Origin of the sequence: Arthrobacter sp. Leaf141 (genome assembly GCF_001424565.1) — a bacterium.
Lineage (GTDB): Bacteria > Actinomycetota > Actinomycetes > Actinomycetales > Micrococcaceae > Arthrobacter.
In genome coordinates this window covers 704,935-719,542 of sequence record NZ_LMOL01000005.1, presented here as the reverse complement: position 1 = coordinate 719,542, position 14,608 = coordinate 704,935, and the positions used below count along the sequence as shown (strand labels likewise).

The 14,608-nt window shown below is 63.9% G+C and carries 9 protein-coding genes and 1 pseudogene; 6 read left to right on the top strand and 4 right to left on the bottom strand.

Annotation, left to right across the window (positions count from 1 at the left end; all coding sequences use genetic code 11):
- Window positions 1–28 precede the first annotated feature (28 nt).
- The 4 genes from ASF72_RS05825 (at window position 29) to ASF72_RS05810 (ending at window position 6,064) form a co-directional block, all read left to right on the top strand.
- Window positions 29–1,258: a lipopolysaccharide biosynthesis protein gene (locus ASF72_RS05825; protein ID WP_050685618.1), complete on the top strand. Its 1,230-nt coding sequence runs from the start codon at window positions 29–31 to the stop codon at window positions 1,256–1,258.
- Window positions 1,255–3,225 (top strand): DUF6541 family protein, encoded by a 1,971-nt coding sequence (locus tag ASF72_RS05820; RefSeq protein ID WP_056597194.1) that lies wholly within the window; start codon window positions 1,255–1,257, stop codon window positions 3,223–3,225. The genes ASF72_RS05825 and ASF72_RS05820 overlap by 4 nt, the downstream gene beginning before the upstream one ends.
- Window positions 3,226–3,293: 68 nt before the next feature.
- The gene (locus tag ASF72_RS05815) at window positions 3,294–4,358 is read left to right on the top strand and encodes a substrate-binding domain-containing protein (protein ID WP_082178293.1); all 1,065 of its coding nucleotides are present in this window, start codon (window positions 3,294–3,296) and stop codon (window positions 4,356–4,358) included.
- Window positions 4,355–6,064, top strand: coding sequence for a DUF2142 domain-containing protein (locus ASF72_RS05810; protein WP_056597192.1), 1,710 nt, complete (start codon window positions 4,355–4,357; stop codon window positions 6,062–6,064). Before ASF72_RS05815 ends, ASF72_RS05810 begins: the two co-directional genes overlap by 4 nt.
- A gap of 93 nt (window positions 6,065–6,157) precedes the next feature.
- Here the strand turns inward: ASF72_RS05810 and ASF72_RS19965 are convergent, their stop codons facing one another.
- Complete coding sequence (locus tag ASF72_RS19965) at window positions 6,158–6,634, bottom strand: GtrA family protein (RefSeq protein WP_082484048.1); 477 nt, start codon at window positions 6,632–6,634, stop codon at window positions 6,158–6,160.
- Between the two features lie 74 nt (window positions 6,635–6,708).
- Between ASF72_RS19965 and ASF72_RS05795 the strand changes: the two genes are divergently transcribed.
- Window positions 6,709–8,379 (top strand): DUF2142 domain-containing protein, encoded by a 1,671-nt coding sequence (locus ASF72_RS05795; RefSeq protein WP_082484046.1) that lies wholly within the window; start codon window positions 6,709–6,711, stop codon window positions 8,377–8,379.
- On the opposite strand, the gene ASF72_RS05790 is transcribed toward ASF72_RS05795, so the two are convergent.
- The 3 genes from ASF72_RS05790 to ASF72_RS05780 all read right to left on the bottom strand — a co-directional run bounded on the left by ASF72_RS05790 (window position 8,289) and on the right by ASF72_RS05780 (window position 12,161).
- Window positions 8,289–10,280 (bottom strand): glycosyltransferase, encoded by a 1,992-nt coding sequence (locus tag ASF72_RS05790; RefSeq protein WP_056597188.1) that lies wholly within the window; start codon window positions 10,278–10,280, stop codon window positions 8,289–8,291. The genes ASF72_RS05795 and ASF72_RS05790 overlap by 91 nt on opposite strands.
- Window positions 10,277–11,464, bottom strand: coding sequence for a UDP-galactopyranose mutase (glf, locus tag ASF72_RS05785; protein ID WP_050685607.1), 1,188 nt, complete (start codon window positions 11,462–11,464; stop codon window positions 10,277–10,279). The genes ASF72_RS05790 and glf overlap by 4 nt, the downstream gene beginning before the upstream one ends.
- Window positions 11,465–11,576: 112 nt before the next feature.
- Window positions 11,577–12,161, bottom strand: coding sequence for an acyltransferase (locus ASF72_RS05780; RefSeq protein ID WP_050685606.1), 585 nt, complete (start codon window positions 12,159–12,161; stop codon window positions 11,577–11,579).
- 179 nt (window positions 12,162–12,340) lie between these two features.
- On the opposite strand from ASF72_RS05780, the pseudogene ASF72_RS20935 reads away from it, so the two are divergent.
- Window positions 12,341–14,560 (top strand): annotated as a pseudogene (locus ASF72_RS20935) (FtsK/SpoIIIE domain-containing protein); the annotation flags it as partial.
- Window positions 14,561–14,608 lie beyond the last annotated feature (48 nt).

The window sequence follows — 14,608 nt, the reverse complement described above, 5'->3', positions numbered from 1 at the left end:
CCGCTGCCGGCACCGGGGAGACGGCAGCATGATCAAAAGGATCGCAGCGTTCGCCGGGCTGCCGCTTCTGGCGTCCCTGTCCTCCTTCATCCTGCTGCCCATCATCGCCAACGTTGGCGGCGCTCCTGCCTGGAACTCACTCGCTGTGGGACAGGCCGTCGGTGCCATCGCTGCCATCCTCATCGGGCTCGGCTGGCCCCTGACCGGCCCGGCCGCGGTCGCCGCGTCCGGTGATGAGACCGTGCGGCGGCGCTTTTACGCCGTCAGCTTCGTCACCCGCTCGTTCATGTTTGTCTGTGCCGTGCCGCTGATGGCGCTCACACTGGCCTTCACCACAGGCGCCAGCCAGTTCTGGCTTGCCTTCCTGATGGCCTGCGCCCAGGCCGCTGCCGGGTTGACCCCGGCCTGGTACTGCATCGCGACCGGACATGCCGGGCGCATTGCCAAATACGACGTCCTCCCCCGGATGGTGGCAACACTGGGCGTCATTCCCCTGCTGTTTGCAACGGGTGAGATCTCCTTCTACCCGCTTGCCCTGATAGTGCTGGGGCTGGCGGGAACCCTCTGGTTCAACAAGGACCACTCGAACCGAAGTGATTTCAGCGGACTCGGCCTTACCGCCATCCTGAAGGAAATCTGGGCGCTGCGTGCGGGTGCCGGCATTACCGCTGCGGCCGGGGCCTACGCGTCCACACCTGTGCTTGTGGTGCAGTTTGCCGCGTCAACGGCCGGACTCGCATCCTTCGTAACGGCCGAAAAGTTCTACCGGATCGGGCTCCTCGCCACGGCTGCCCTGGGTAACAGCCTTCAGGGCTGGGTCAGCGAACACGGCGGCGACCATACCCGCAGACGGGTGTTTTCACTCCGGGCCCTCACCGGCCTCGGCCTTGCAGGCTGGGCGCTCCTGGCGCTCCTGGGGCCGTGGGTCAGCTTCATGCTGTTCCCGAAGGTGCCTGCCGATTTCTGGACCTGCTTCTGGTTTGGCCTGTCATTCTTCCTGGTTTGCGTCACAACCTCCACCGGGGCGCACTGGCTTGTACCGGCCAAGAAGATGCGCGTTGTGTTCTACAGCACCATTGTTGGGGCAGTGCTGGGTCTGCCGGCCATGATTATCCTGTCGGGCCTTATGGGCGGCCAAGGCGGCGCCCTCGGCCTGGTGATCGGCGAAGTGGCAGTTACCGTCATCCAACTGCTGGCCATCCTGCGCCTGGTCAGGGGCGAGGCCCCGACCCGCGAAGTTGACGGGGCCGCATTGTGAGCTGGCTTGGCGCCGTACCTGCGATAGCCGTGGCAGTGCTGCTCCTGTATATACCGGGCGCTTTGATCGGTGCGTGCCTGAAGTTCCGCGCCGGAGCCATCCTTGGCCTGGCGCCCCTGCTGTCCACTGCGTCCGCCGGCCTGGCAGGGGTACTCGGCGGGGCCATTGGCGTGCCGTGGAGCATCCTGCCTTACCTTTTGGTCAGTGCCCTGCTGGCCGCAGCAGCGTTGGCAGTAACGCGCGGAGTCAGGTGGCGTCTTACAGGGGCGCCGCCCCTCCGCCAATGGCTGCCCTTCGCGGCGTTGGCTTTGGCGACAATCCCAACAGCCATCAGGTTTGCGCAGCTGGTGGGCTCGCCGGCAGACCCTTCGCAGGTGTTCGACAATGTCTTCCACCTGAACGCCATCCGGTTCATCCTGGATACCGGCAACGCGTCCTCGCTCAATCTCGCTGCGTTGCAGGGGGTATCGGGCCTGGACGCCGTCTATCCCGCGGCATGGCACTCCTTCGCCGCGCTCCTGGTCCAGGTGGCCGCCGTCGACATCGCCACGGCGCAGAACGCCCTGAACCTGGTTATCGCCGCTGTCCTCTGGCCCGCGTCCTGCCTGTTCCTGGTGGCCAAAACCATCTCGCGCCGGCCCGCAGCCCTGGTGGTCACAGGGATCATTGCAGCGGCCCAGGTTGCCTTCCCGTATCTCATGATCGTTTGGGGTCCGTTGTTCCCCTACGCGTTGGCCGTCAGCATGATGCCGGCGCTGATCACCTGCCTCGCGGCCGTTGTCCGGCTCGGGCGGACCCGCACGGACCCCCTGCGCAGCTGGATTTTTGCCTTGATACTCGGGCTGGGCGGCCTTGCCTTCGCCCACACGAGCTCGGTCAACACCACCATAGCGATGGGCCTGCCCCTGGCTGGACTGCTCTGGTGGCGCATCGCGAGGCGCTCCGGCCTCCGGGCCGGCGCGCTCCGGTCCGTCCTGTTCAGTGCCGCCAGCCTGGCCGTGCTCCTGGTTGCGGCCCTGCTGTGGTTCAAGCTGCGTCCAGCCCCGTACGACAGTTGGGGCCCGGCAGTTAAGCCGGGCGCCGCCGTCGGTGAAATCCTCACGGTCAGCACCATGCAATCCACGATCCCGGCCGTTATTGTCGCCGCCCTCTCAGTGGCCGGATTGCTCACCGTTTTCCGGCAACGAAAGCACCGCTGGATGGCATTCTCATACGCTGTCCTGGGCGGCCTTTACGTTGTGGCCGCGTCGTTCCCCAAGGGTGCCGTCCGGGACGCACTGATAGGCACCTGGTACGGCGACACCTACAGGCTCGCAGCGCTCCTGCCGCTGTTCGCCACACCCCTTGCCGTGCTCGGTGCATTGGCTCTCTGGGACTGGTGGCAGTCGTCAGCCATGGCGGCCAGGCTGCAGGGGACACTTGAAGGCCGGGCACAACTCCGCGGCCGCGGTCCCGCCCTCGTCGCCGCGGCGGCAACCATCGTCCTGCTGGCCCTGGCCAGTACCGCCGGGCCGCTCACACACTACATCCGCGGCGCATCAGGGGTGTACAAGTTGAGTGCCGATTCCGACTTGTTGACCCCGGCTGAACTGGCCCTGTTGAAACGCCTGCCGGACCACGTTCCAGCTGACGCCGTGATTGCCGACAATCCCTGGAACGGCAGCTCACTCGCCTACGCGTACACGGGACGGCGAGTGCTGACCGCGCACCTGTTTGCAGAAGCCGGTCCGGACGCAAAGCTGATCAACGAAAGCCTCAAGGACGGGCCCGACGTGAGCGGGCTGTGTCCCGCCCTTCGCAACCAGAACGTCCAGTACGTCCTGGATTTCGGTTCCGACTACCTCATCGATTTGCCTGGCTCCGAGACCTATCCGGGTGTCACGGATATTGGCCAGGCCAGGGGGCTTACCCTCGTTGATTCAGAAGGCGACGCAGCGCGGCTGTACCGGATCTCGGGTTGCGGGTGAGGATGTCCGGGCGTCCCGCGGGAGGCGGCCTGCCCGTCGCCGCCGGGTGTGGGCATTAGGCTTGACACGTGATTCACCTTTCCAACCGCAATAAAATACGCACTTCAGGACTGCTGGTGGGCCTCCTGTCGTTGGCTGCCTGTTCAACCACTCCCCCGGGTACCATCCAGGGTGCTTTGACCGGAATCGGCAGCAATGCCGCCCAGGGGTCAGTCAGTGCCTGGGGCCTGGCCTGGGGCGAAGCCGTCAAGGGCGCCTCGGTAAGCTACTCCCCGGACGGCACAGCCCCCGGCCTCAAGGCTTTCCAGGACGGGCAGGCCCATTTTGCTGTTGGCTCATCCCCGCTTCCGGACGATGTGGCCGCATCCGTGCGCGGGATGTGCACGGCCGACGGTGCCGTCTCCTTCGCTGCAGGAGTCCTGCCGGTGGGTGTAGCCATCAAGATCAAGGACGTCAGTGACGTGGTGCTGGATGCGCCGGTCCTTGCCGGCATCCTTGAAGGCCGGATCACACGCTGGAACGACCCGCGCCTGCTCGAGTTGAACCCCGAAACAGACCTGCCGGATCTCGGGATCACGGTGCTGGTCCCGGAAGGTCCATCGGACACTGTCCGACCGGTCAACGACTATCTCGGCCGGGATGCCGGCGTGGATTGGACGCCTGCCACCCCTGATTCCTTGCCGTCAACGGTCCTGGGACAGGTATCCTCACCGCCGCTGGACCTTGCGAACAAGCTCGACGACACTGACGGCGGGCTGTCGATCCTGGACGGCAGCATCATCGGCAACAGATTTACTGCCGCGCAACTGGTCTTCGACGGCAAGCCCCGGCGGCTGCAGGCCACTTCGGTTGTCGACGCCGTCAGCACAGGCACAGTCCAGTCCTCGGCAAGGTCCGTGGTGCAGGGCCTCGACGGCCGATCCGGCTACGCGCTCGCGACAGTCATTTATGTCTACGTCTGCCGGCAGTACGAGGAACCCGAGCTGGGCAGGCTGACCCAGTCGATGGCTGAAAGCGTCCTGAGTGAAGAGGCGCAGAAGAACGCCAATGCGTTCGCGTTCGTGATGTCTCCGGGTAAAAAAGCCATTGCCGACGCCCGCAGGCTCATCAGCACCGTTGGAGGCGGACAATGACCATCCTTACGAAAAACACCGGACGCCGCAGCCTTCCCCGGCCGCTGCCGACGTTCGCTCTCCTCACCGCCATCTTCTCCCTCCTGTTCGGTCTGTGGTCCTTGGCTACCCCGCTGATGGGTGCTCCCGATGAACCGGCACACACCATCAAGGCCGCTGCCGTGGTCCGGGGCCAGGTCCTGGTCGAGGAAGGCACTTCGTTCGGCCATGGTGTCCATGTCCGGGTTCCCAATTACATCGCCAGCCTGCACGCGCAAAGCTGCTACAAGTTCAACCGCACCCAAGCGGCTGACTGCACGGCCCCCATCTATTCGGACGATACGTTCACCAACATCGGGGTGACGTCCGCGGGGTCCTACAACCCCATGTACTACTGGGTGGTTGGCCTGCCCACTTTGTTCATGTCCGGCGCGCCGGCCCTCTACGCAATGCGCCTGGTCAGCGCGCTGCTGTGTGCGGTGTTCTTTGCCGCCGGCTTCACAGCCCTTACTGAACTGAGGCGCCCCAAATTCCCGGTGCTGATTGCTGCACTGAGTGTCACGCCAATGGTCCTGTTCCTGGGCGGTGGCATCAATCCGAACTCCCTGGAAATCGCTGCGACCATGGCCGCTTTCGCGGGATTCGTTGTGGTGCTGGACAACTGGCGCAATACCAAAAGGGTGATTCCGGCCCTGGCGACGGTTGCTGCGGCAACGGTGGTCCTTGCCAACGCCCGGCAAATATCACTGATCTGGCTGCTCTGCGCCCTGGTAGTCGGTGTCTGTTCATTCCGCTTCCGCCGCACGGTTGCCGTCTTCAGTGACAAGCGCGTCCTGATAGCCGCAGGGCTGGCAGTCCCCGGCGCCGTGCTGGGCCTGGTGTGGATGTACCTGGCATCCAACGGGCCCGCAAACGTGGGCGTGGCGCCGGAAGGCATTGCAAGCCCGCATCCCGATGCACCGCTGTACCGCGGATTCATCATCATGCTTGACCGCACCTACGACTTCTTCCCGCAGTACATCGGCACCATGGGCTGGCTCGACACACCGGCGCCGGAACTGGTCCAGCTTGTCTGGGGCGGGTTGATGGTGGCAGCACTGATTGTCCCCTTCTGCGTCCGGCCGCTTCGGCACTGGACCGGTTACTGGGTGGCCCTGGCCATGCTGTACCTGGTGCCGGCGCTGCTGCAGACCGCCCTGTGGCGGGGGATGGGATTCATCTGGCAGGGCCGGTACACCCTGCCCCTCGTTATGGTCCTGTTCATCAGCGTGGGACTCGGATTACGCAAACTCCGCTTCCCCGCCAGCCCGGCTGCCGTCAGGGTCTCACGGGTCGTTTTCTGGGTAATGGTTTTCTGCCACACCCTGACCTTCGTCTACGTGCTGCGGCGCTACGTTGTTGGTATCAGCGAAATAGCCAACTGGCAGACCCTCTTCTCGTCCCCCCACTGGCAGCCGCCACTTGGTTGGTTTGTCCTCAGCGTCGCCTATCTGTTGGTCACCGCGGCAGGAGGCCTGATTCTCTTCCGGTACCTGCATGGCGGACAGCAGCTTCCCGTGTGGCGTCCCGAGGGCAAGAGCCCGGTCCGGACCGGGAAGCCCAGCCCGGCCCTTCCGTCCACCGGGCCCAGCGGGCTGCCCAGCGCTCCTGTGCCGGGTTCGCCGGTGGGTGCGGGAACACGAATGCCTCCGGGCGGCATCCGGGCTGAGACCGGCCCTACGGACTGAAACGACGAAGTCCCCATCCCTTCCGGGACGGGGACTTCGTCGTGTCGGCACAACCCATGCAAGCCAGAGGGCACAACCGGCCCGTTGGATAGTTCAGGAACCGCTGTACTCTTCAGGAACGCGCTTGAAAATCCAGTGCCGGTAGAGGAAGTAATTCCAAACTGTCGTCAGCGCTGTTGCCGACGCCTTTCCAAAAATATATGACCAGCCCGCCGCGTCAAAGCCGGTGACAATCAAATCGCTGACCAAGACATTAACAATCACCAGCAGCACGTATTTTGCCGCGCTGACGCTTCCATTGTTATTCGCCTGGAAAGTGAAAATCCGCTGCAACAGAAAATTGAATACCAGGCTGATGAGGAATGCGATGGGCGTGGCAATCCACAGCGGCACCCCGAATACCTCATGGAATATCGCCAAAAGCCCCAGGTCAAGCGCAAAAGACAACCCGCCCACCAGCAGGAACCGGACTATCGGATGCCGGTAAAGGACCACCGCAACGTTTGACGGGGCAGGGTCTGCTGCGGTCGCCGCTGAGGCGGACGACTCCCTGGGAGCAGATTTTCGCATGATGGGTGGCCTCTCCAGTGGTACGGAGTGTTCAGCCAGCGAACGGCACAGCTCCAAGTACCATTTAAACTATCATGCAGATTTTCAAGAGGCAGGCTCTGGCGCCCAAAAACAGTCGTTCATCCAGCCTCAACCAGCTACCTTCCCCGGTCCTCGTCCTGGTCACCGCTTGGTTGCTGTTTGGCTGCCTGGGGTCGATCTGGAGCTTCGCTTCTCCCCTTATGTCGGTCCCCGACGAGCCCGCCCACGCCATCAAAGCCGCAGCCGTGGCTAGGGGACAATTCAGCGGCAGCAGCTCCGGCATTCAGGGTGAGCCGCTCACCGTTAATGTCCCGGGCTACATTGCGCACCTTGGCGAGTACAGCTGCTTTGCCCAAAAGTCGGATGTCACCCCGGACTGCTCACAGCAAATTGATGCCGGCGACAGGACCTGGATTCCCGCCAAGACGTCGGCCGGCAATTACAATCCTGTCTACTATGCAATTGTTGGCCTCGGCAGCCGGGGCCTCAGCGGCGAGCCGGCCATTTATGCGATGCGGCTTATCAACACCTGGCTTGTTTCATTTTTTCTTGCGTCAATCTTTTGTGCGGCTGCTTCCCTTCGCCGCTTTCAAAGGCCTGTTATTGCCGGCGCCATCGCCCTGACGCCGTCCGTATTTTTCCTCACCGGCGCCATTAATCCCAACGCCCTGGAAATCGCTGCATCAGGTGCGGTATTCATGAGCCTCTGCGCCATCCTTGAACAGTCCGCCCGTAAAACAAAAATCAGCAGCCTGTTGCTTGTCATTTTTGCGCTGGCTGGTGCGCTGCTGGCCCATACCCGGCCCCTTTCCCTGCTCTGGCTTGCCATTGCCGCCCTTTCCGCCATGCTCTGTCACAGCGCCCCTGCACTCTTCCGGGCGCTGCGGGACAGGCGGGCCCAGGCCGCCGTCCTGGCCGTGGGACTGTCATGCTCATTCGCACTTTGGTGGGTTGTCTCGGCAAAGAGCTTCGAAAGCCTCCTGGCCGGCAGTGAATCCATCCCGGCAGACGTGGCGGCTGTGGAAATGGTGGATAAAACAGTCGCCTTCATGGCCCAGTACGTGGGTGTCCTCGGTTGGCTCGACACACAACCGCCCGTCGCCGCCACCTACGCCTGGGTCCTCGGCTTCGGGGCCATGCTGCTTCACGCCTATACGTCCCGTCCGGTCCGTGGGCGGTGGGCAATGGTGCTGCTCACGCTGACCGTGCTCGTGATTCCTGTTGTCCTGCAGGCAAGTTCCAGTGAGCAGCTGGGCTGGATCTGGCAGGGCCGGTACGCCCTGGCGATGGTTGTGACGATGATTCTGGCGGCCGGCGTCACCGTCCGCTTCCGCCCGTACAAAGTGACACCCTGGGGCTCGTCGCTGCTCCGGTGGAGCATCGTCCTCGCCATCCTGGCGCACACGTACGTTTTCCTTGAAGGAATGCGCCGTTACACGTTGGGGATCCAGGACCACGTCAACTGGACAGAGATGTTCGAGCCGCTCTGGCAGCCCCCGGGAACCTGGCAGGGCCTGACGGCCATGTACCTGCTGGTACTCGCTGTCAGCGGCCTTTGCCTGCACCGCTGGCTGACCATCCGGCCCAGCGCGCCCCGGCCGGCTGCAGCCGACCGGCAGCCGCGCCAGGACGGCTATTCAGAGGCAGCGGCCGACTTGCCTGCATCATCAAAGGTTTTCCGCCAGGATTCCATCGATACGAGGTCCGGCAGGGCCGAGCGGTAGGTTTCTGCGAGGGAGTTCCAGTTCCTGAACAGCCTGGCATGCTGCACGGCGGAGAGCTTGAGCATGGCTTTCAGTTTGCGGGGATCGCGCTTGTACCAGGACGCAGCGGTGCCCTCGGCATTTGAAACAACCACCGAATCGAAATTCGCAATGCGGAACCAGCGGTTATCAAGGTGCGCAAGATAGGCCTGGGGACGCTCCAGTGACTCCGCTGAAGGCTGTTTGAGCAACTGCCGTGCCACCGTGGCCACACCCCATCTGACCATGTCCTTCTTCGCCGGCATCCTGCTGTCGGATCCCGCCGACAGTCCTGCCCCCAAGGCGGGCGCCGGAAAGTCGTCTACGTCCTCCACCATTTGTGCATCAGTGTAGGAATTGCGGGCCTCGTTGATGCGGGCCAGTTGGGTGCCAAGTGTCGGGTGCAGGCGGCCAGGTCCCGCGAGCAGGTCGTCCCGGCCTTGAAGGCGGTTTTGTGCCGTAAAGTACTGGAGCGAAACAAGGTGTTTCACATCTTCCTGGAACGACCTGGCAAGAACATCCCCACCCTTGGGATGCGGGCTGTGCAGGAGCGCAGTAATCAGTCTGTTGCGGTTGTGGAAGTAGGCCTGCCAGCCCACAAGGTCGTCCTTGTCCAGCCATGAAATGTGCCAGAGGGCCGCGCCGGGCAGCGAAACTGTGCGGTATCCGGCAGCCCGTGCGCGAAGCCCGTATTCCGAGTCGTCCCACTTGATGAAAAGCGGCAGCGGCAAACCGATATCGCGGATGATCGACGTGGGGACCATACACATCCACCAGCCGTTGTAATCAACGTCGAAGCGCCGGTGGAGCCAAGGAGTCTGACGAAGGTTTGACACACTGAAGTCGTGCCGCATCTGCATGTCCTCGTGCGGCTGGCTCGGCGAGAAGGTCCGCGCGTCGATGGTCTCACCCATCGAATACAGGGTGCTCCGGCTGTAAAGGTCGAACATGTGCCCGCCCACGATCGTGGGGTTCTTGCAGCGGCCCGAGAATGCCATCATCCTCAGGATGCTTTCGGGCTCGATGACCACATCATCATCAAGCAGCAGGACATAGTCGCTGCCGTTGTTGACGCCCTCGTACATGCCCCTGGCGAAGCCGCCGGAGCCGCCCAGGTTGGCCTGGTTGATGATGCGAAGCTTGGATCCCAGCCGCGCAGCGACATCAGCGAAGCCTGGCTCGGCGACGACTTTCCGGGAGCCCTGATCGACAACAATGACTTCCCTTGCGAGTTCAAGCGCTTCGGGGTGGTCGGCCAGTGTCCGGATGTTGGCCAGGCAGAAGTCCGGCTTGTCCATGGTGGTGATTTGGATGGTGGCCTGCTCCCCGGCGCGAAGTGCCGGCGGTCCCTCCCAGCGGGCTTCCTTCAGGACAAGGTCCCCGGCGCCCGATGCCAGGTCGAACCAGTACCAGCCGCCATCACCGAACGGTTTGATGGACAGCAGGAACTCTGTCCGGCTGTCGCCGTCCACCCTCGCGCCGTCCACCCGCTGAACGGTGCCGCGGGCATTGGACTTGTAGACCGCGACGGAGCCGTGTCCTGCCGTCTCAACCACAAGCCGGATGTCGCGCAACTGGGTCCAGCGTCGCCAGTAGCTTGCAGGGAAGGCATTAAAATACGTTCCCAGGGAGAGCTGCTCGCCCGCCCGAACCCGGATGGAGTGGCGCGACAGCAGATCATCGAAATGAACGTCGCGTGAGCTTGAACCTACAAGGTGGAGTTTTTCCTCGACAGGCTTGGGGTTCCTGGCGAACTCATCGCTCTCCTTGAACCGTGCCCCGGTGGCCGGGCCGGCGTCCGCATAGAGCGACATGGTGTCCACCCCGGACTCCGGCGGGAAAATCACCCGCTGAAGGGTGGCCCAGCCCGGAGCTTCGTTCATGCGTCGACGCCTCCGCTTTCCAGCTTGGCGCCACTCTCGAAATGCGGCCGGATCTTGTTATCGAACATTGCCAGGGCAGAGCCGATGGCCATGTGCATGTCCAGGTATTTGTAGGTACCCAGGCGCCCGCCGAACAGGACGTCCTTTTCCGCCGCTGCAAGATCGCGGTACTTGAGCAAACGGTCGCGGTCCACCGGCGTGTTGATGGGGTAATAGGGTTCGTCGCCCTTTTCGGCCGCACGTGAGAACTCGCGCATGATGACGGTTTTCTCAGTCTGGTACTCCCGCTCGGGGTGGAAGTGCCGTGGTTCGATGACGCGGGTGTACGCAGTGTCGGCGTCGTTGTAGTTCACCACTGACGTGCCTTGGAAATCGCCGACGTCGAGGACTTCCTCTTCGAAGTCGATGGTCCGCCAGGAAAGGTCGCCCTCTGAGAAATCGAAGTAGCGGTCGACAGGCCCGGTGTAGATGACGGGTATGGTGCCAACCACCTTTTCCTTGCTGTACTCGTGGCTTTCGTCGAAGAAGTCGGTGTTGAGCCTGACCTCGATATTCGGGTGTTCGGCCATTTTTTCGATCCAGGCCGTGTAACCGTTGGTGGGCAGGCCCTCATACTTGTCGTTGAAGTACCGGTTGTCATAGTTGTAGCGCACCGGGAGCCGGGAAATGATGCCGGCCGGCAGGTCCTTGGGGTCCGTCTGCCACTGTTTACCGGTGTAGTGCTTGATGAAGGCCTCATAGAGGGGCCGGCCGATCAGCTGGATTCCCTTGTCATTGAGGTTCTGCGGATCGGTTCCCGCCAGTTCGCCTGCCTGTTCCTGAATCAGGTCCTTGGCCTGGCCCGGGGTGAGGTTGGCCCGGAAGAACTGGTTGATGGTGGCCAGGTTGATGGGGAGTGAGTAGACCTCGCCCTTGTGGACGCCGTAAACCTTGTGCACATAGTTTGTGAAAGTGGTGAAGCGGTTGACGTACTCCCAGACCCGCTCATTTGAGGTGTGGAAGAGATGCGCGCCGTAGCGGTGGATCTCGATTCCCGTCTGCTCTTCTTTTTCACTGTATGCGTTTCCACCAATGTGGTGGCGGCGGTCGAGGACAACGACCTTGAGCCCGAGCTCCGTTGCGGCTTGCTCTGCAATTGTCAGGCCAAAAAAGCCGGACCCTACGATAACGAGGTCAGCGGTCACAAAATCTCCTGGATAGAAAGCGGGCAGCACCCTGTTGTGCAGGGTCTGCGGCTCTAGCGTACCTGAGGGGGTATGAAGCCAACCAATATCGGCGGCACGCACGGCCCATGGATCAGGCCTCCCGCAGGGTCCCGTCGTGTTCCCGGTAATGCGCTCCGGTGATCGGGCAAACCCAGTCCTGTCCCTCCAGCCGCAGCGGCTGCCCGGCTTTCCCTACCCACCCGATCCGGCGTGCCGGGACCCCTGCGACCAAGGCAAAGTCCGGCACATCTTTGGTGACAACGGCGCCTGCTGCCACAGTGGCCCAAGCCCCGATGGTCACCGGGGCGATGCAGACGGCGCGGGCACCCACAGCGGCGCCTTCCAGGATGGTGACGCCGACCTTGTGCCAGTCGTCCTCAGTCTTCAGGCCGCCGTCGGGGTTTACTGCGCGGGGGAAAACATCATTTGTCAGCACAACTGCCGGGCCGATGAAAACACCGGCCGCCAGCACTGCCGGTTCGTAGACCAGGGCGTAGTTCTGGACCTTGCAGTTATTGCCCAGCACCACTCCGGGGCCGATGTAGGCCCCCCGGCCCACAACGCAGTTCTCCCCCACACGTGCAGCCTCCCGGACCTGGGCCAGATGCCAGACTTTTGTCCCGGCACCGATCAGGGCATCCGCGGAGACGTCTGCGCTGGCGGCTACGGTGCTCACGGGAGGCGCCTGCTTTCCAAACGGACGGAGGTGATGGTGTAGCGATCCTAACCGAGGCGGCTGCCACCGGCGAGACCGGACGCCCGCTGACATCCGCACTTTTCCACATGGAAACCCGCAGCCGCGACGGCGGGAAGCCTGCTGGCTAGCGTGGTGGCAACGAGGTAAGGACCACAACCATGACACTGCATTTCACCTTGGTGGGCCGCCCCGGCTCAGCGGTGTCAACGGAACCGTTGGAGCTGACCGTTGCAGCCCCTTCGGGGACTCCCGGCAGTGACCTGCTCCCAGTCCTCGCGGCGTCCTATGCCGTGGTTGGGGTGACGGTGGCGGGACAGGACCTGGGCTCCCTGGCCGTTGGAACGCCACCCCTGGTCAATGGGGCGGTGCTCGTGGCCTGCGGAGCAAGGTACCGCACGGACCGCCAGCAGGGCCGGGGTGCCCAGCGGCCCGGCAGCCATGGCCTGCCACCGGCGTCACTGACACTCGCAGTGCACAGCGGACCCGGCGCCGGCACCCTGATACCCCTGCGGCGGGGAACCTACACCATCGGCCGCGACCATGCGCGGATCTCCATCCCGGACCCTGACCTTTCCCGCGAACATGCCCGGCTGGTTGTCACGGACACAGACATCGTTCTTGTCGACCTGGACAGTGCCAACGGCACCGAGGTTGACGGTGTGCAGGTCAACCGGGCGACGGTGTCCACCTCGTCGGGCATCCGGTGCGGCAACACCACCATGTCCCTCGTTTTCGTCGATGTGCCACAGGCGCCGCTGTCGGATGCCGGGCTTTCCGTGCAGATGCCCTTGGTGGTCCCCGGCCGGAGCGAACCGTTCAGCAGGGCCCTGCTGCTGCCTGCCCTCCTGCCACTTGTGGTGGGGGTCGGCCTCTCGGCTTTCACCGGGATGTGGCTGTTTTTGGCGTTTTCTGCTGTGTCCGCGGTCTCCGTCGCCCTTCCGGTGGCAGCTTCCCGCCGCTACAGGCGCGAACTTTCTGCGGCCGTCCGGTCGGCCGTGGAACAGGACCGGCAGCGGCGGGTGCAGTCCGCTCCGGCCCTGTCCCTGGTGGCACTGGCAGCGCGGCAGGCTGCCGGGACCTCTGACGATCCGCCGCCGGACGGCCTGTGGCTCCGGCTGGGCCTGGCCCGGCGGCCGGCAAATGTCCTGATCGAACCGCCTGTTCCCGGTGCCCGCATCCCGTCAGCGGGGACTGTCCCCGTGTCGCTGGACCCGGGTATCCGGCATGCAACCATCCGCGGGCCCGGAGACCTCGTCCTGGGGATGTGCCGGTCGTTCCTGATGCAGCTGACGGGGTACCCGCGGGGCCGCAATGCCCGGGTGCTTGTCCACGGTCCCGCTTCGCTGCTGCCCCTGGCCGCGCGGTATCTGCCACAGGTGGCCCTGACCGCCACCACGCCTGCATGCCTGGATGCGTTGTCCCGGAATGGCGGCGCCGGCGTTTTCCTGGTCCTTGGTTCACCGGCAGACCCAGCCGAAGACAGCACCGGCGATGGACTGCCTGGTGAGGCTCTGCGCCGGGGCTGGCGCGTCCTGCAGTTCTTTCCGGCAGGAGGCCCGGACGATTCCACTGTGATCCTCTCCGGGCGGGGATCCACCGTGCAGTCAGGCCCGCGGCGGCTGCAATTTGTCCCGGACCTGGCCTCAGAGTCTGTTTTCAGCCGCTTCTGCCGTCAGTCAGCAGCGGCTCCGATGCGTCCGGATCCGGGCACGCAGCCAACACCGGCGGCCTGCCCACTCAGTGCGCTGGTTCCGACCTCCGCCGGCCAAACGGCCTTCCGCTGGAAATCCGGTGCCGGGCAGGCCGGGCTTCCAGTTCCGCTGGGGCTGGGACCGGAAGGATCGTGCGGGTTTGACCTGGAAGCGGACGGCCCCCACCTGTTGGTGGCCGGGACCACGGGATCAGGCAAGTCGGAGCTGCTGCGGACGCTGGCCCTGGCGTTAGCCCTCACGTATCCGCCGGATCGGGTCACTTTTCTTTTTATTGATTTCAAGGGCGGATCCGGCCTGGGTCCCCTGGCCGGGCTGGTTCACTGCGTGGGTCTGCTGACCGACCTCTCGAGCCACGAACTGGATCGGACGCTGGCCTCCCTGCGTGCCGAAGTCCGGTTCCGTGAGCGGGTCCTCGCCGCTGCGGGCGTCCCGGACCTCGGCGCCTTCCTGCCCGCACCGGGGGATCCGCCGCTCCCCCACCTGGTGATTATCATCGACGAGTTCCGGATGCTGGTCGACGATGCACCCGAGGTACTCCGTGAACTGATGCGGATCGCTGCCGTTGGCAGGTCGCTGGGCCTGCACCTGGTGATGGCCACCCAGCGGCCCCAGGGTGCGCTCACTGCGGACATCCGGGCCAATGTCACGTCCAGCATCGCCCTTCGTGTCCAGTCGGAGATGGAATCGATGGAGATCATCAGATCCCCGGCGGCC